Annotated in this window: 19 protein-coding genes; 13 read left to right on the top strand and 6 right to left on the bottom strand. The window is 40.1% G+C overall.

The genetic code is table 11. The annotated features are described in order from the left end of the window. The first annotated feature begins 38 nt into the window (after positions 1–38). From RCG25_RS08660 to RCG25_RS08675, 4 genes are all read left to right on the top strand, one after another. Entirely contained in the window at positions 39–698 is a 660-nt protein-coding gene (locus tag RCG25_RS08660) for an amino acid ABC transporter permease (protein ID WP_308083267.1), read from the top strand. Beyond that, a complete protein-coding gene (locus RCG25_RS08665) occupies positions 691–1413 on the top strand; it encodes an amino acid ABC transporter ATP-binding protein (RefSeq protein ID WP_308083268.1) in 723 nt (240 codons plus the stop codon). The genes RCG25_RS08660 and RCG25_RS08665 overlap by 8 nt, the downstream gene beginning before the upstream one ends. Before the next feature lie 98 nt (positions 1414–1511). Further along, positions 1512–2501, top strand: coding sequence for an aromatic acid exporter family protein (locus RCG25_RS08670; RefSeq protein WP_308083269.1), 990 nt, complete (start codon positions 1512–1514; stop codon positions 2499–2501). 23 nt (positions 2502–2524) lie between these two features. Further along, complete coding sequence (locus RCG25_RS08675; RefSeq protein WP_308083270.1) at positions 2525–3037, top strand: L,D-transpeptidase; 513 nt, start codon at positions 2525–2527, stop codon at positions 3035–3037. A 41-nt stretch (positions 3038–3078) separates the two neighbouring features. Here RCG25_RS08675 and prli42 read toward each other — a convergent pair whose 3' ends face one another. Continuing rightward, positions 3079–3177, bottom strand: coding sequence for a stressosome-associated protein Prli42 (gene prli42 / locus RCG25_RS08680; protein WP_308083271.1), 99 nt, complete (start codon positions 3175–3177; stop codon positions 3079–3081). Between the two features lie 161 nt (positions 3178–3338). Between prli42 and mce the strand changes: the two genes are divergently transcribed. The 4 genes from mce to RCG25_RS08700 all read left to right on the top strand — a co-directional run bounded on the left by mce (position 3339) and on the right by RCG25_RS08700 (position 7921). Beyond that, positions 3339–3752, top strand: coding sequence for a methylmalonyl-CoA epimerase (mce, locus tag RCG25_RS08685; protein ID WP_308083272.1), 414 nt, complete (start codon positions 3339–3341; stop codon positions 3750–3752). Continuing rightward, positions 3753–5303, top strand: coding sequence for an acyl-CoA carboxylase subunit beta (locus RCG25_RS08690; protein WP_308083273.1), 1551 nt, complete (start codon positions 3753–3755; stop codon positions 5301–5303). A gap of 133 nt (positions 5304–5436) precedes the next feature. After that, on the top strand, positions 5437–6558 hold the full coding sequence (locus RCG25_RS08695; RefSeq protein WP_308083274.1) for a tripeptidase T: 1122 nt from the start codon (positions 5437–5439) through the stop codon (positions 6556–6558). Between the two features lie 85 nt (positions 6559–6643). Next, entirely contained in the window at positions 6644–7921 is a 1278-nt protein-coding gene (locus tag RCG25_RS08700) for a DNA polymerase IV (protein ID WP_308083275.1), read from the top strand. Between the two features lie 50 nt (positions 7922–7971). On the opposite strand, the gene zwf is transcribed toward RCG25_RS08700, so the two are convergent. Next, complete coding sequence (gene zwf / locus RCG25_RS08705; protein ID WP_374121066.1) at positions 7972–9438, bottom strand: glucose-6-phosphate dehydrogenase; 1467 nt, start codon at positions 9436–9438, stop codon at positions 7972–7974. A 255-nt stretch (positions 9439–9693) separates the two neighbouring features. Here zwf and rnz point away from each other — a divergent pair, with 255 nt between their 5' ends. Further along, positions 9694–10617 (top strand): ribonuclease Z, encoded by a 924-nt coding sequence (gene rnz / locus RCG25_RS08710; protein ID WP_308083277.1) that lies wholly within the window; start codon positions 9694–9696, stop codon positions 10615–10617. Positions 10618–10817: 200 nt separating this feature from the next. On the opposite strand, the gene namA is transcribed toward rnz, so the two are convergent. The 3 genes from namA to proC all read right to left on the bottom strand — a co-directional run bounded on the left by namA (position 10818) and on the right by proC (position 13958). Then, complete coding sequence (gene namA, locus RCG25_RS08715; RefSeq protein WP_308083278.1) at positions 10818–11837, bottom strand: NADPH dehydrogenase NamA; 1020 nt, start codon at positions 11835–11837, stop codon at positions 10818–10820. Between the two features lie 76 nt (positions 11838–11913). Further along, positions 11914–13053, bottom strand: a complete 1140-nt coding sequence (locus tag RCG25_RS08720; protein ID WP_308083279.1) for a glycosyltransferase family 2 protein — start codon at positions 13051–13053, stop codon at positions 11914–11916. A gap of 59 nt (positions 13054–13112) precedes the next feature. Further along, complete coding sequence (gene proC / locus RCG25_RS08725) at positions 13113–13958, bottom strand: pyrroline-5-carboxylate reductase (protein WP_308083280.1); 846 nt, start codon at positions 13956–13958, stop codon at positions 13113–13115. Between the two features lie 299 nt (positions 13959–14257). Here proC and RCG25_RS08730 point away from each other — a divergent pair, with 299 nt between their 5' ends. Beyond that, positions 14258–15217, top strand: a complete 960-nt coding sequence (locus tag RCG25_RS08730) for an MBL fold metallo-hydrolase (protein ID WP_308083281.1) — start codon at positions 14258–14260, stop codon at positions 15215–15217. A gap of 38 nt (positions 15218–15255) precedes the next feature. After that, positions 15256–16053 carry an SDR family NAD(P)-dependent oxidoreductase gene (locus RCG25_RS08735; protein ID WP_308083282.1) on the top strand — a complete coding sequence of 266 codons (798 nt, stop codon included), beginning with the start codon at positions 15256–15258 and terminating at the stop codon, positions 16051–16053. A gap of 48 nt (positions 16054–16101) precedes the next feature. Here RCG25_RS08735 and RCG25_RS08740 read toward each other — a convergent pair whose 3' ends face one another. Further along, positions 16102–16293, bottom strand: coding sequence for a YqzH family protein (locus RCG25_RS08740; protein ID WP_308083284.1), 192 nt, complete (start codon positions 16291–16293; stop codon positions 16102–16104). A 159-nt stretch (positions 16294–16452) separates the two neighbouring features. Between RCG25_RS08740 and RCG25_RS08745 the strand changes: the two genes are divergently transcribed. Then, positions 16453–17712, top strand: a complete 1260-nt coding sequence (locus RCG25_RS08745) for a Y-family DNA polymerase (RefSeq protein ID WP_308083286.1) — start codon at positions 16453–16455, stop codon at positions 17710–17712. A 17-nt stretch (positions 17713–17729) separates the two neighbouring features. Beyond that, on the top strand, positions 17730–18065 hold the full coding sequence (locus RCG25_RS08750) for a YolD-like family protein (RefSeq protein ID WP_308083288.1): 336 nt from the start codon (positions 17730–17732) through the stop codon (positions 18063–18065). Positions 18066–18309: the final 244 nt, after the last annotated feature.

An 18309-nucleotide genomic window follows, 5' to 3' on the forward strand; every position in this document is an offset into this window, starting at 1 on the left:
CAGGAATATAAACAAAATATTGAAGTGAGGTGTAAGGCATGAATTTGGATTTTAGCCAAATTGTGCCTTATATTCCTTTTATCTTAGAAGGAATATGGGTTACATTAAAATTTGTTATTATATCTATTGTTTTTGGATTTGTCCTCGGGACAATTATAGCTTTACTTAAAATTTCACGTATAAAGGTATTAAATTGGTTCGGCGATTTTTATACATCTATTTTCCGTGGGACACCTTTGATTTTGCAATTAATGTTGATTTATTTTGCGATTCCACAATTAACAGGCTATGATATTTCACCATTTTTATCATCAATATTAGCCTTTGGATTAAACTCTTCAGCCTATGTCTCTGAAATCATTCGCGCAGGAATCCAAGCGGTTGATAAAGGACAAACAGAAGCAGCCCAGGCACTTGGTGTTCCATATAGTCTGATGATGAAGGATCTTATTTTACCGCAAGCCTTAAAAAATATCTTACCAGCACTTATGAATGAATTTATTACTTTAACAAAAGAATCTGCTATCGTTTCAACCATTGGTTATTTAGATTTAATGCGACGTGCCCAAGTTGTGGGAGCGGATACGTATCGAAACTTCGAACCATTAATATTTGTTGGATTAATTTATTGGGTATTAGTCATGGTGCTAACGTTAATTGGTAAGCGGGTTGAAAGGAGGATGAAATATAGTGATTAAAGTTGAAAACCTCCATAAAAAATTCGGGGAAAATGAAGTATTAAAAAATATAAATACTAGTATTAATAGTGGAGAAGTGGTGTCCATTATTGGTCCATCAGGTTCTGGTAAATCCACTTTTCTTCGCTGCTTAAATTTGCTAGAAACACCAACGCAAGGGAAAGTATGGATCAATGGCCAAGAGATTACCGATTCTAAAACAAACATCATGAAGGTTCGTGAGCAAATCGGTATGGTTTTTCAACACTTTTACTTGTTTCCTCATAAGACAGTATTAGAGAATTTAACATATGCCCCGATGAAAGTAAAAGGGGAAAGTCGAGAGACTGCAGAGAAAAAAGCTCGGGAACTACTTGCTAAAGTGGGCCTTAGTGAAAAAGAGTCAGCTTATCCAAATAACCTTTCTGGCGGACAGAAGCAACGGGTTGCCATTGCGCGGGCTCTTGCAATGGAACCGCAATTAATGTTATTTGATGAGCCTACGTCAGCACTTGACCCTGAAATGGTTAAGGAAGTACTAAATGTAATGAAGGACCTTGCACAGTCAGGAATGACCATGGCAATCGTCACACACGAAATGGGATTTGCAAGAGAGGTTTCTGATCGAATTATGTTTCTTGATGAAGGGGTGCTCTTAGAGGAAGGCACGCCGGATGAGTTCTTTACTAGTCCTCGCACAGGCAGAGCAAAGGACTTTTTAGAAAAAGTACTTTAGTGCTTAAAACGATGATTACTTGCAAAACATGCTTAAATAGGGATATGTTAAAGATGATCTTAAAGATCATCTTTTATTTTTTTTTAAGGAGAACTGTAATGAAATTTCGCATTGGGTATCGGACACTAAAAACGGCTGTTGGCACGGCTATTGCCATTCTTATTGCTCAACAGCTGGGATTACATAATTTCGCTTCTGCAGGCATTCTAACAATCCTTTGTATCCAAGTGACCAAAAGGAGATCGCTTCGAACAGCATGGGATCGTTTTTTGGCTTGTGTATTAGCAATGCCCTTCTCTGCCGTTTTTTTTGAGGGGATCTCCTATCATCCGATTGTTATTGGTGTGATGCTGTTTTTCTTTATCCCTACCATTGTCATGTTAAAAGCGAAGGATGGTGTGGTTACAAGCAGTGTCATTATTTTACATATATATATGGCCCAAAAGATTTCAATGGATATATTTTTCAATGAACTTGGTGTTATTGTGATCGGAATAGGCGTGGCCCTCGTTATGAATCTTTATATGCCTAGTGTTGATAGTAAACTGAAAAATTATCAAGTTAAAGTGGAGGAAGACTTTAAAATTATTCTTTGTGAAATGGTTCGGTATTTACGAACGGGTGATAGTACTTGGGATGGAAAAGAAATTACCGAATGTTCCCGCCTGCTTGAAGAAGCAAAAACGTTGGCATTTAGAGATGTGGAAAATCATTTCTTACGGGAAGATACCACTTATTTTCACTATTTTAAAATGAGAGAAAAACAGTTTGAAATTATTGAACGTGTGCTACCAATGGTTACCTCACTTACAAGAACGGTGAAGCAAGGAAAAATGGTCGCTGAATTTCTTGAGGAGCTTTCTCTGAATATCCATCCTGGAAACACTGCTCATATTTATATTGAGAAACTAAGAGAAATGAAGAAAGAATTTGAAGAGATGGAGCTGCCAAAAACGAGAGAAGAATTCGAAACGCGTGCCGCATTGCTGCAACTAGTAAATGAGATGAATGAGTATCTAATCATCAAAAGCTCTTTTAAAGCAAAGAAAACCAGGATGCATGAAAAAAAGAAAATCGAAGCAAACTAGGTAAAAAAAGGCAGGTGGCAGTTTTGATTAAACTCTTATCGCCGATCCTGATTGCTTTTTTCATCTCACCCATTTGGCCATTAGGGTCAAATCCAATGCCAGGTGATCCTTTTGTTATTGTGAATAAAAGTAGAAATGAACTGGCCTTTATTAATGAGAATAAAGTCCAAACAGTGGTTAGTGTAGGGACAGGAAAGACACAGGAGTTAACCCCCGAGGGTCTTTTTACCATTACCGTTAAGGCAAAAGAACCTTATTTCCGAAAAGAGAATATCCCAGGGGGTGACCCTAAAAATCCACTAGGGGCCAGATGGATTGGCTTTGACGCTAAGGGGACAGATGGCAGAACCTATGGGATACATGGAACCAACCAGCCAGCTTCCATAGGCAAGTATGTCTCACAAGGCTGTATTCGCACCCAAAATGAAGTTGTTACCTCGTTATTTCCGTTAATTCCGTTAGGAACAAAAATATTAGTCGTGTCCTCTAAAAAAACATTTGAGGCTCTAGCACAAGAACAAGGTGCAATTAAATGAGGAAAGGGACTGTTCGTTTTCGAACAGTCCCTTTTATATGTTTATGACAAGAAGGTGCCGATTCCGATTAGGAGGGTGGAAGCAAGCATCGCAAAGAGCATCAAATAAACAATAATTTTTCTTGTTTTCTTTTTAGTCAATTTAGGTACCTCCCTTATTGCATTTGGCTATATTCCTATTTTACAGGGAAAAGCCCAAATGAACAACGGAACAACTAAGTAATTTAGGAAGGATTTATGAACTTTTTACCGAATAAGAGTAATTGTCGAATTTATTTTAATATTGGAACAGAGGGGTATATATGATTAAAAAAGTCGACCATATTGGAATTGCCGTTAAATCTCTTGAGAATACACTACCATTTTATACAGATGTGTTAGAGCTCACTTTATTAGGAATAGAAGAGGTTGAGAGCCAAAAAGTAAAAGTTGCTTTTTTACAAGCAGGTGGAACAAAACTCGAACTCCTTGAGCCGACATCTGAGGAAAGTCCGATTGCTAAATTTATTGAAAAGTGTGGAGAAGGTATTCACCATGTGGCTTTGGGCGTGGAATCGATTGAAGAAAGAATCATTGAAATGAAAGAAAAGGGTATTCAGATGATTGATCAACAGCCAAGACTTGGAGCAGGCGGGGCACAGATAGCCTTTATGCATCCAAAATCGTCTACCGGTGTTTTGTATGAGTTATGCGAAAAGAAAGGGATGAAGGGGTAAATGTTAGACATCTACGAAAAAATAAGTGAACTATACGATAAGCGCAGAGAAGTGGAGCTCGGTGGCGGGGATGAGCGAATTGACAAACAGCATGAGAAAGGAAAACTAACGGCTAGAGAACGAATCGAACTCTTAGTTGATAAAGGGACGTTTGTCGAGCTGAACCCGTTTATCGAACATCGGACGAATGACTTTGGTCTGGATGAACAAAAAGGACCTGGTGATGGCGTTGTAACTGGCTTTGGGAAAGTCAATGGCCGTCCAATCTATTTATTTTCACAGGATTTTACGGTGTTTGGCGGCGCTCTAGGTGAAATGCATGCGAAAAAAATTGCGAACGTTATGGATTTAGCAGCTAAAAATGGTACGCCTTTTGTGGGGCTTAATGATTCTGGTGGAGCAAGAATTCAAGAAGGGGTCGTTTCACTTGATGGGTATGGTCATATCTTTTATCGAAACGCTATTTATTCAGGTGTCATCCCGCAAATCTCCGTAATAATGGGACCGTGTGCTGGTGGCGCTGTTTATTCTCCAGCTATTACGGATTTCGTATTTATGGTTGAAAAAACAAGCCAAATGTTCATCACTGGGCCGAAGGTAATTGAAACAGTAACCGGTGAGAAAATCTCTGCCGAAGACTTAGGTGGGGCAAATGTTCATAATTCGATCAGTGGGAATGCCCATTTCCAAGCAAACTCTGAAGAAGAGGTCTTACAAAATGTGCGCAAGCTATTAAGCTATCTCCCTCAGAACAATGAGGAAAAATCGCCAAAACAGGAAGTGGAGCATGAAAATGATTACCGTCCAGATTTAACGGATGTGATTCCATTTGACGCGGTTCGCCCGTATGATGTTCGTAAGGTGATTGAACAAGTGACAGATGCAGACTCTTTTATGGAAATACAAAAGGATTTTGCTAAAAATATAGTCGTTGGCTTTGCTAGAATCAAAGGGGAATCAGTAGGGCTTGTTTGCAACCAGCCAAAGGTGATGGCTGGTGGATTAGATATTGACTCTTCAGATAAAGCCGCCCGCTTTATTAGAACGTGCGATTCTTTCAATATCCCAATTATTACATTTGAAGATGTTACTGGTTTCTTCCCAGGTGTTAAACAAGAGCATGGAGGAATCATTCGCCATGGTGCAAAGATATTGTTCGCCTATTCAGAAGCGACTGTACCGAAGCTAACGGTAATTTTAAGAAAAGCATATGGCGGGGCTTATGTGGCTTTAAATAGCAAGTCGATCGGTGCTGACTTGGTGTTTGCTTGGCCAAATGCTGAAATTGCGGTCATGGGTCCTCAAGGTGCAGCTAATATTATCTTTGCTAAGGAGATTAATAACAGCGAGAATCCTGAGCTGACACGCCAGCAAAAAATCGATGAATACCGCGAAAAGTTTGCCAATCCATATGTTGCTGCCAGCAGGGGAATGGTGGATGATGTCATTGATCCTCGTGAAACTAGAATTAAAATTATTCAGGCTTTAGAGATGCTGAGAAATAAAAAAGAGTCACGTCCATATAAAAAACACGGGAATATCCCGCTTTAATATTAATCAGATGCTCTTTCATTTGATGATATCCGTAAGAAAGAGGTATACTGAAATAGAAAAAGTGTAAAGCGCCTTGCTTAGGCGCTTTATTCTTGACGATTGTAAGTACATATATTGGAGGGTCAATCAAATGGTGAATCAAGAACGTCTTTTGAATGAATTTTTAGAGCTTGTGCAAATTGACTCAGAAACGAAATTTGAGACTGAAATTGCAAAGGTATTAAAACAAAAGTTTTCTGATTTAGGTCTTGAAGTTTTTGAAGATGATACCACATCTGTAACAGGACATGGTGCAGGGAACTTAGTTTGTACGCTTCCAGCAACTAAAGAGGGAGTAGATCCAATTTACTTTACTTGCCATATGGACACAGTTACACCTGCAAAAGGGGTAAAGCCTTCTATTAAAGATGGTTACGTGGTTACTGATGGCACGACGATTCTAGGCGCAGACGATAAAACTGGTATTTCTGTTATGCTTGAAACCATCCGTCTTTTAAAAGAACAAAATCTACCGCACGGATTAATTCAATTCGTTATTACGGTAGGGGAAGAGTCCGGTTTAGTAGGGGCAAAAGCACTTGACCCTTCATTATTGAAGGCAAAGTATGGCTATGCTCTTGATAGCGATGGCTTAGTTGGGAATGTGGTTGTAGCTGCTCCAACACAAGCAAAAGTAAAGACAGTGATTTACGGAAAAACAGCCCATGCAGGTGTTGCTCCTGAAAAAGGTATTTCTGCCATTACGATTGCAGCAAAATCCATTGCTAAAATGCCGTTAGGCAGAATTGACCATGAAACGACTGCTAATATTGGTCGTTTTGAAGGTGGGCAGGCAACCAATATCGTATGTGACCGTGTGGATATCTTAGCAGAAGCACGTTCACTTATACCTGAAAAAATGCAGACACAGGTAGGCAAGATGAAGGAAGCATTTGAAACAGTTGCTGCTGAAATGGGCGGCAGAGCAGAAGTAGATGTGGAAGTTATGTACCCTGGTTTCAAATTTGGAGAAGGCGATCTTGTGGTTGAGATTGCTCGTAAAGCAGCAGCAAAAATTGGTCGTAGCTGTGAACTTCAGCATAGTGGTGGAGGCAGCGACGCTAACGTGATAGCTGGGTTCGGAATTCCAACGGTAAACCTTGCTGTTGGCTATGAAGAAATCCATACAACAAATGAGCGCATGCCACTTGAGGAATTATACAAGCTGGCAGAAATGACGCTTGCTATAATTGATGAAGTAACTAATCAATAACCAATCAATAAGAAAAGTTTAAAGGAGGGTCTTAGACTCTCCTTTTTGCTATACTAGACCTATTAATGGTTTAAGGATGATTAACATGAAGGAAATGTATCCAAAGAACGGACGAGTCATTTTACATGTGGATATGAACAGCTTTTATGCGTCCGTTGAGATGGCCTATGATCCTAACTTAAAAGGAAAGCCTGTAGCGATTGCAGGAAATGTGGAGGAGCGACGGGGAATTATTGTGACCTGCAGTTATGAAGCAAGAAAATTTGGTGTTAAAACAACGATGCCGCTGTGGGAAGCAAAAAAACTATGTCCCCAGTTAATCGTAATGAAACCTAATTTTGAGAGGTACCGGGCGGCATCTATTGGGATGTTTGATATTCTCAGACAGTATACCGAAATGGTGGAACCTGTTTCGATAGATGAAGGCTATTTAGATATAACAGAGAGCTTTGAATTTGGCAGTCCGATTGACATTGCTAAAAGTATTCAAAAAAGAGTTCTAGAACAACTGGATTTGCCGTGCAGTATCGGCATTGCTCCGAATAAATTTTTGGCAAAAATGGCTTCTGATATGAAAAAACCGATGGGCATTACGATTCTTCGTAAGCGTGATATTCCGAAGATTTTGTGGCCATTAAATACAAATGAAATGCATGGTGTCGGAAAAAAAACAGCAGAAAAGTTAACGACCATCGCTATACACACGATTGGGGATTTAGCGAAAGGCAATGAAATTCAACTTAAATCCCTTCTTGGTATTAACGGAATTCGGATCAAAGAAAGAGCCAACGGTATCGACAAAAGGCCAGTTGATCCAGGATCTATTGAGGAGTTTAAAAGCATCGGTAATTCGACCACACTTCCTCGAGATGTTAGTAACCAGCATGAGCTTTATCGTGTGTTAGATTCACTGGCAGAAACCGTTTCTGTTAGGTTAAAGCGAAAAAATGTTCTTACAACTACTTTGGGTATTACGATTCGGTATAAGGACAGACGAACGATTACAAGAAGTAAAAAACTTCCTAACCCTATCAATCATAAAGAGGAACTTTCTGTCTTTGCAAAACAGCTCTTTCTAAAATCTTGGAATGGAGACCCCGTTCGTTTATTAGGGATTACTGGCAATGATTTAGTGGATCAAGACCAAGCATATAAGCAGTTAGATTTATTTTCCTTTGAAAACGACGCGAAAAAAGAGCCACTGCTTAAAACACTTTCTAGTCTACGAGAGAAATATGGAAAAAATATAATTGAAAATGCTGGTTCCCATAATGTAGATCTTTCACATAATGTAGGGACGGGGACAAGCTTCAATAAAGATTTCTTACGTACATTTCCTATAAAAAATAAAGAAGAAGACTAAAAAGCTCCACTTTGCTAGGAAACAAAGTGGAGCTTTTAATTGTTTTATTCTTATTTACAAATATCTACGTCTAAATCTGTAACAGGCCACCAGAAGAAGCCATCTTTTTCTAACAGTTCATCTGCAGCTTGTGGTCCCATTGAACCTGAAGCGTAATTAGGGAATTCAGCCTTGGTTCCTTCCCACACTTCCGAAATCTTATCTACAAATGCCCAAGAATAGGCTACTTCATCCCAATGCGTAAAGTTGGTCGCATCGCCGCGCATGCAATCGTAAAGCAGCTTCTCATAGCCTTCAGGAGTATTCATAGCATTAATTCCTGTGTTAGCAAAGCTTAGCTTTACTTCTTGTGCGTCTAAATGGCCTCCAGCCTTTTTGGCATTAAGGTGAAGGGTAATTCCCTCTTCCGGCTGGATATGAATAACAAGAAGGTTTGGATTCAACATTTTTTCCGTCTGATAGTATAAATTCATTGGAATGTCTTTAAATTGAACGACAATCTTTGTTGATTTTGCTGCCATTCGTTTACCTGTTCGAATATAAAACGGAACACCAGCCCAGCGGAAGTTATCAATCATCACTTTCCCTGCGACAAAGGTCTCTGTGTTCGATTCCTTGTCTACCATTTGTTCATCACGATAGGCTGGAACATTCTTATCAGCCATCATTCCCTCACCATATTGTCCGCGGACAAAGTAATCATTTACTTCGTCACCCACAACCGTTCTGAGTGAACGAAATACCCTTACTTTTTCGGAACGAATTTCATCCGTTGTCAATTTGATTGGAGGCTCCATCGCAAGCAAGGCTACCATTTGCATCATATGGTTTTGCAACATATCACGTAAAGCCCCGCTTGTTTCATAATAACGTCCTCGTTCTTCGACACCAAGTGTCTCGCTAGACGTAATTTGGATATTAGATATATATCGGTTATTCCACAGCGGCTCGAAAATGGCATTGGCAAATCGTATGACTTCAATATTCCGAACCATTTCTTTTCCAAGATAGTGGTCAATTCGATACACTTCTTCTTCAGAAAAGGCAGTTCTAATTTGTTTATTTAACTCTTTGGCAGATTCTAAATCATGTCCAAACGGTTTTTCAATGACTAAGCGCTTGTAGCCTTTTACATTGGTTAACCCATCTGATTTTAAATGGAGAGCGATTGGTCCAAAGAATTCTGGTGCCATCGCAAGGTAAAAGATGCGATTTCCTTCCAGTTGATAATTCTCATCAATCTCATGTGCCAATTTATTTAATTCTGCGTATGAGTTTGAATCAGCTACATCGTGTGATTGATAATAAAAATGAGAGGCAAATTCATCGAGATTATCCTGATCGCCTAAAGCAGACAATACTGAATCCTTTACAGATTTTTGAAAATCATCATTTGATAATGATCTTCTTGCTACCCCAACGACAGCAAATTTATCTAATCTTCCTTTCTTAAATAATCGGTAAAGAGAAGGAAACAATTTTCTGTGTGCTAAATCACCGGTTGCTCCGAAGATCATAATTAATGAATTCATATTTTGTTCCACGGGTTAAAGACCTCTTTCCTAATAGCATGAGTGTGCATATGTAGTCTAATTACAATTCCTTCATTCAAGTATTTAATTTAGCTGTTTTTATTAGGTTTCGCAAATATATTGATTTGCATGTAAGCGATATGTCTTTCTTTTATTAGTTGAGCTAAGAAGAAATCCAAACCAGTTTATGTTATATTATCAATATTGGCTTAAGGAACGGTAAGAAAGGGGAAATAACACTTGGATTTGTTTTTTTTAGGTACGGGGGCAGGAATGCCGGCGAAACTCAGAAATGTCACATCTATAGCCTTGAAATTGCTCGAGGAACGGGGGGCAGTATGGTTATTTGATGTGGGTGAGGCGACACAGCATCAAATTTTACACACATCCTTAAAACCGCGGCGGATTGAAAAAATTTTTATTACTCATTTACATGGTGATCATATTTATGGGTTACCTGGTTTGTTATCCAGTCGTTCGTTTCAAGGCGGGGAGTCAGAGGTTACGGTTTATGGACCAAAAGGAATTAAAGAATATATTGAGATAAGTCTGTCCTTAAGTCAGACCTATTTAAAATATCCCTTGAGTATCATCGAAATTAGCGAAGGAATTATTTTTGAAGATGACCAGTTTATTGTAGAAGCTCGTCTGCTTGAACATGGGATTCCTTCGTATGGATATAGAATTATGGAGAAGGACAGACCAGGGACCTTACTTGCTGATAAGCTAATCGAAGCGGGTGTTCAACCTGGGCCAATCTTTAGGCAAATAAAAAATGGTGAATCAATTACTCTGGAAGACGGACGGGTGCTTGATCCGAATGAGTTCCTTGGTCCTGAGCAAAAGGGAAGAGTCGTTACGATTCTTGGGGACACACGATACTGCGAAAATGCGTTGTTGCTGGCTAAAGAGGCAGATTTATTAATTCACGAAGCTACCTTTTCAAAGGGTGAGGAAACATTAGCCTATGATTACTTTCATTCAACGACCTCTCAGGCAGCAGATATTGCTAGAAAGGCTGGTTGCAAGCATTTATGTTTGACCCACATCAGTTCACGATATGATCGGAATGATTGGCGCGAGTTAGTGGCCGAGGCAATGGAAATCTTTCCTAATACAGTCATCGCGGAAGACTTTAAAGAGATTCATATTCCTCTTAAGTAAAAAAAGCACTTTCCCCAATCGGGGAAGTGCTTTATCTTTTATTATACTATAAGAAAGTATAAAATTCGACTTCGAGAATTGTCCAGCTTCAGCGCCTAGCCCCTCGGGTCAAATAACCTTCGGCAAGTAAAGTCAAAGAGCGACTTTTCTTGCCGAAGAACATTTGCTTGTCGGGGCTGATCAAGGCGCTTACGCTTTTCTTATACCCATCCTCGCTCGTATTGTTTCGGTCCTTCGATGGAAACCCCAAGTTCTTTGGCTGCTGTTCGTGGCCAGTATGGGTCGCGCAGTAACTCACGAGCTAGGAAAACTAAATCCGCTCGGTCATTCTGTAAAATTTCCTCAGCCTGAATTCCTGTAGTGATTAAGCCAACCGCGCCAGTTGGAATACCAGCTCCATTTTTAATCGTTTCAGAATACTTTACCTGATAACCTGGATACACATGAATATGTGCGGGTACCACGGCACCTGAGCTTACATCCACTAAGTCTACACCTTGTTCTTTCATCCAATCTGCGAACACTATGTAATCTTCAGGTGTTAAACCATCCTCGTGATAATCATGAGCAGAAACTCTTACGAACAATGGACCTGTCCAAACGGTTTTCACAGCTTCAATGACCTCACGCAGCAAGCGGTAACGGTTCTCAGCAGTGCCACCATATTCATCTGTTCTTTTGTTGGAAAGTGGCGACAGAAACTCATTAATTAAATAGCCATGAGCGCCGTGAATTTCAATCACATCGAAACCAGCTTTGGCAGCACGCTCCGCCCCTTTTTTAAATGCTTCCACTGTCTCTTTAATTTCTGCTATTGTCATTTCTTTTGGAGTTTGCGATTTTTCATTAAAAGCAATCGCTGAAGGTGCGATGATTTCACCTTCTAATACTGCTTTTCTGCCGGCATGGGCAAGCTGGATGCCTGTTTTCGCTCCATGTTCTTTCATTAGGTTTACTAACTCTTTGAAACCATCTGTGTGCTCATCACTCCAAATACCTAAATCCTGTGGAGAAATTCGGCCTTGTGGAGTAACTGCTGTTGCTTCAACGATGATTAGACCAACTTGTCCGACTGCTCTACTAGTATAGTGAGTGCGGTGCCAGTTTTGAAGATGCCCATCTTCATTATGGCTGGAGTACATACACATTGGAGCCATAACAATTCTATTTTGTAATGTCACTCCCTTTATGGTAATGGGAGAAAATAATTTGGTTGTCATTTGAAAAATCCCTCCTGTTTCATACTAATCCTTCTTTAGTATAGCAAAGGGCATAAATATAATGTACAATACTGCTTCAGTCGTGATCTTTCAGCTCACTCAAGCGGTAAGTAGTTCCTCTCCAAACGATCCCTCCGCGTTTAAAGGTCAGCAGGCTTGCCCGAATAATCGAATAAATAAAAAGTAAAGCGGTAATGGGAAAAACGAGAAATAATACAGGGGAAAAGACCGTCATTCTTTTTATAATCAACACATAAAGAATACCACTCGTAATAATATTACCTAAACTTAGAAAGGCCACGGTTTTGTTTGCAGAAAAAATTGTCAGGAACGGAAGCACATTGGTGACAAACACTCCGAAAATCGAAAAAAACACCATCCTGACTTGATAATTTAGGCCTGCAAACGTATTTTTCTCCAGACCGATAAATGCCTCTTTTAAACTCCCATACCATTCGACTTCAATTAGCCTTAGTGCGGTGACTATTCTTTGCTGGTAGCCAGCCTTTTTCATTTTCATCCCCAGTTGCAAGTCATCATCTGGTCGCATTTTTAGTCTTTCATGTGTGCCAAATGATTCATATGCCTCTTTAGAAACAAGATTAAATGCCCCAATTCCTGTTCCAATTTTTGATTTTGGATTATTTGCCATCCATGGCCGCTTAAAATAGGAAAATCCAAATAGAAAAAAAGCAACAAAGGTTTTTAGCCAAAAATGGTTTGCATGTAAGTTGGGCGCTGCTGTTAAATGATCGAGTTGGTGTCGTTCAGCATAATGAAGTGCCTTTGCGAATGCTTCTTTTTCGTACTTCACATCTGCATCGGTGAATAATAGCCATTTTCCTGATGCCTGAAGCGACCCCTTATATAATGCATGATTTTTTCCAAGCCAACCTTCAGGTAATTCCTTCACATGAATAACCTTGACCCGAGGATCTTCCTTCATCAATTCATCAAGAAGTTTTCCAGTTTCATCCGTGGAGCGGTCATCTACTAAAATCCATTCCACATTTCTATAGGTTTGCTGTAGCTGGCTTAGGATACTTGCCTTTATTTGTTTTTCTTCGTTTCTAGCTGCTACGATCACCGATAACATGGGGCCTGTTTCTAAACCTTCCTCTTTTTCAAGCGAGTCCACTTGACGGAAACCAATCAGTGCATCAATCAGAAAAATAATCCAAACGAGAATTCCTAATGAAAATAATATTGTTAGCATGAACCACACTTCCTGGACCTTTTTCCACCTAGTTTATAGTAAATGAGTCAAACATCCAACTAGGAAGGTTGATCCGCTGTCTCAAGTTGAGAACGTAAGGCAGCTCCCATTTTCTTAGATTGGGCAGTAGCAGCTTTAATGCATGAAATGAATGCTTGCTGCACTTCATTTTCCTCGAGCACTTTAATACCGGCTTCCGTTGTTCCACCAGGACTAGTGACGTCCTTGCGCAGTTGTGTGGAGGATTTAGATGAATTCTTAACCATCTCTGCTGCTCCAATCAGTGTTTGAACAATGAGTTGACTTGCCATTTCTTTTTCAAGGCCAACCTCAACCGCACTTTTTTCCATTGCTTCAATTAAATAATAGATATAAGCAGGTCCGCTTCCAGATAGTCCTGTGACAGCATCTAATTGTTCTTCTTCCACAAAAGAAGTTAATCCAACCGTACCAAAAAGGTTTCTTGTTGTTTCTACCTGCTCGTTGGTAACCCGTTGATTCACAGCTACCGCGGTTGCGGATTTGCCAACTGCGGCTGAGGTGTTTGGCATGGATCGTACAATCGCAAGGGGTTTTCTTGCCAAGGTTTCAATGATACTCATGGATACACCTGCTAAGACGGAAACGACTAGCATGTGCTCAGTTAACTGTTCGCGAATGGCTTGGATTGCTGTCGCTGCATCTTTTGGCTTCATCGCTAACATGACAATATCTGCACCATCGAAAAGAGCATTCAAATCATACGTGCTCCTAACACCATAGCGCTCTCTAAGACTATTTAGCCTTTCCTTATTTGAATTGTTTGTTACCCATACATTTTTTCTATCAATTAATTCATTTTTAAGAATTCCTGAAATGAATGCTTCAGCCATTGAACCCGCACCGACAATCGCTATTTTGTTCACTTTATTTCCTCCTTTTTCTCCGTAAAAATAAAATAGACCCTTCATCCATAAAGGACGAAAGGCTGGCCTTATTCATCGCTTTAACGTAGCAAATTTTAATTGTGATTATGCAAGAGAAATAGGTTGTCTGTCAAGTGAAATGTTGTAAGAATTTTTTATTTTTTCTAAAAAATTATGCAGAAATAATGACAATTAGGGAATAAATCGCTACACTTTATTTTATATATTAAATGACAATACTGTTCATATCTTTCTATTTTCATTTCTTTATTTAACAATAATATTAAGGAGTTTTCATTATGACAGAATGGAAAAATGGAATTGCTAAAATTACCTTACCAACACCATTTCCAGTTGGGGATGTAAATGTTTTTTTGATTAAAGGGGAGCGGTTGACACTCGTTGACGTGGGAGTGAAAACAGAGAAATCTTGGAATTCGTTGAAAGAACAATTGGCAGAATTACATTTACATCCGGATGATATTGAACAAGTAATCTTAACCCACCATCACCCCGATCATGCAGGAGGGCTTGACTTTTTCCCTGCTTCTTTGGAGGTTCATGGTCATCTGCTGAATGAACGGTGGATCAACCCGACTGAAGCCTTTTTTCAAGAACAAGAGGCTTTCTACCGCTTATATTTTAAAGAATTTGGGCTTCCTGAGGAGTATTTTCCGTTCCTTTCCAAGCTAAGAAAAACGCTGAAGTATTCTTGTAATCGTTCACTAACGGGACATCTCTCTGAGGGAATGAGGCCATTAGGGCTTAGTGAATGGGAGGTAATTGAAACGCCAGGTCATGCTCAAAGTCAAATTGCTCTTTTCCGAGAAAAGGATGGAGTATTAATTGGTGGTGATTTAATTCTAGCGCATATTTCACCAAACCCATTGCTTGAGCCGCCTGCACCTGGTGAAACAGAAAGACCAAATCCACAGCTTCAGCATAATGATTCGATGAAAAAGCTGTTGGCGTATCCTATTCAGTGTGTGTACACCGGGCACGGTGAAGAAGTGTATGAATTAGAAGCGCTTATTGAAAAACGACTCACACGGCAGCATGAGCGGGCGATGACCGTTAAAAACTGGCTGAAAGAAGAGGAACTCACTGTATTTGAAATTTGTCAACGCCTTTTTCCGACTGTCTATCAGCGTGAACTCATGCTAACCATATCAGAAACGGTTGCTCAACTTGACTATTTATCCTCTATCGGCGAAATTAGTAGTAATAATAAACAGCCCGTTCTCTACAAGGCGATCTGAAGAGTGAGTAACGGGAGTAAGCGAGTAGAGGTGTGCATGTGGGAAGAGAACTACTAAAAGAAAAAAATATTGTGATTACCGGTGCATCGGGAGGAATCGGTGCAGAAATCGCTAAGCTTTGTGCGGCACGTGGTGCCAACCTTGTATTACTGGCAAGAAGTTTAGATAAGCTCCAGCAACTTCAATCGGATTTGCAGCAAAAATACCATGTTAGTGTGGATGTTTTCCAACTTGATGTATCTGACACAAAGCAGGTGGAGGAGGTCTTTAAACAGATCTTTGATACAATTGGCCAGATAGATATCCTTGTCAATAATGCAGGCTTCGGCATTTTTCGTGAAGCGCATAAAGCAACAATGGCTGAAATCAAGGGTATGTTTGATGTGAATGTACTGGGGCTGATGGCGTGCACGAACATGGTACTGCCGAAAATGCGGGAGAGGCGCTCCGGTCATATTATCAACATTGCCTCGCAGGCAGGGAAGATTGCTACACCAAAATCAAGTGTATATTCAGCTACTAAGCATGCCGTTCTCGGCTATACGAATGCACTAAGAATGGAACTTGCGGATTACAATGTGCTCGTAACAGCCGTTAATCCAGGGCCAATCGCTACTAATTTTTTTGACATTGCAGATGAACAAGGCACATATGTAAAAAATGTACAGCGCTACATGCTTCAGCCTGAATATGTGGCAAGTAAGGTCGTTGACAGCATGCTAACGAAAACAAGAGAAATCAATTTGCCACGGTGGATGAACATGGGAAGCGTGGTTTATGTTCTTTTTCCACGGTTGTTTGAGCGTCTTGGCAAGCGTGCATTTAACTCAAAATAATTGTAATTCTTCCAGCCTCGATTTGAGGCTTTTTATTTTGCCTAGATTTCACCCAGTTAAGAACTCATAAACTGTGTCATTTATGATTTCATGTAAATCTGCTTTTGGTTCTTCTTCTTTTACAAGCAAAATCCTATTGATCAGATCCTCTAAATCTTTTTCGCCAATAGGCATGGATTCAGTTGAATAATACTGTTTCAGACAGTTTAAGATCATTTTTTTTATCAGCTTTTTTTCCACCAATAACACCTCATCCATTATTATAACGCTTTTTTAGTTAATCCCCATAAGAAAAATTGTCAAAAAATCCCCATTGAATACGAACGCATATTCGCTTATGATTAGGAATATAATAACTGAGAACAGATGTTCGAAAAAATAAGATGTGAGGGAAACTCCATGGTCGATTACAGTACGCTGCCGCAAAATAAAATTTTATGTGTGGACATGAAAAGCTTTTATGCAAGCTGCTCAGCTGTCATGCTTGGCCTCGACCCTTTGGATTGCTATTTAGCTGTTTGTGGTAACAAGGAACGTCAAGGGAGTATAGTACTTGCTGCTTCGCCGCGATTGAAAAAAGAATTTGGGATTAAAACGGGAACGCGAATGTTTGAAATTCCAAATGATCCAAGAATCCAAATTGTTGAGCCCAAGATGGCAACCTATTTACGTATTTCTACAGAAATTTCGCGCGTGTTTAACCGCTATGTACCAAAAGAGGCCATCCATACGTATAGCGTCGATGAAAGTTTCATTAAAGTCGATGGGGCTGATCATTTATGGGGAGATGCTCATACCATTGCTCAAAAAATAAAAGATGATATTGAGCGGGAATTTCAGCTGCCCTGTGCAGTGGGGATTGGCCCCAATATGTTAATGGCAAAGCTTTGTCTTGATCTTGATGCAAAGAAAAAAGGCGTGACAGAGTGGACATATGAGGACGTCCAAACAAAGCTTTGGAAGGTATCACCACTTAGAGAAATGTGGGGTATTGGCAGACGTGTGGAAAAAACATTAAATAGTATGGGGATTTTTACTGTCGGTCAGCTGGCCCGCTATGATTTAGAAAAGCTGGAAAAGAAATTCGGAATTATGGGAAATCAGTTATATTATCATGCCTGGGGAGTCGACCTCTCTGATTTGGGAGCACCCATTATCCAAGGGCAAATTAGCTTCGGAAAAAGCCAAATTCTCTTAAGAGATTATAAAGAGGAAGAGGAGATTAAGGCTGTCATGTTAGAAATATGTGAAGAGGTGGCACGAAGAGCAAGAACACATCGAAAGGCAGGGAGAACGATTAGCCTTGGAGTAGGATACAGTCAAGATGAATTTGGCGGCGGTTTTCATCGTTCAAGAACCATTCATCATCCCACAAATGTAACGATGGAGCTTTACCGTATCTGTCTGGAATTATTTCACGAGCATTATTCAGGAAAGACAGTACGGCAAATTTCTATTGCTATCAGCAACATTGTTGATGACCGTGAGCTGCAGCTTGATCTTTTTGACATGGGTGCCTATAAGAGACGAGAGCTTGGCTATGTGGTTGATGCTGTCCGGAGACGCTTCGGTGCAGGCTCTCTGTTGCGCGCAGTTTCTTATACAGCTGCAGGAACCGCCAAGCATCGTGCCACATTGGTTGGGGGACATAAAATGTAACGAAAGAAGGAGAGCGTATGATTCGCGACCGTGGGAGGATCAAGTGGACGTCGATGATGCTTCCTGAGCATGTGAAATTGCTTAGGGATTGGGTGAAGGAAGATGGATTTGAACAAAAAAGGGAAATGGATGAACAGCAGCTTGAGCTCATGAATGAGACCCTTTCGGAAGCAATCGAGTTTGATCAGTTCGTTACCGTTACTCACTATCGGAATCGAAACTATGAAATTGTCATTGGAAAAATCCATTACTGGGATGAACTGCTGCAAAGACTTCATATCGTTGACCGCTTTGAAGAGATACATCGCATTCCCATAATGAATATTGCCGATATCAGACTGACGGATTTGTGAAAAACAGGCTTTGTTAATTAAATATCTATATTGATATGTAGAAAAATCTGGAGAAGGAAATTATAGAAAAAGTAATCCAGTCTACGTTACCCAAGTAGACTCAGGAAAGGGAGAACGGTCACGTAGAAGCGGTCTACGTTCCCAAGGTTGCTCAGGAAAGAGAGAACGGTCACGTAGAAACGGTCTACGTTACCCAAGTGGACTCAGGAAAGGGAGAACGGTCACGTAGGAGCGGTCTACGTTA

The sequence above is a fragment of the Neobacillus sp. PS2-9 genome (genome assembly GCF_030915525.1).
Taxonomy (GTDB): Bacteria; Bacillota; Bacilli; order Bacillales; family Cytobacillaceae; genus Neobacillus.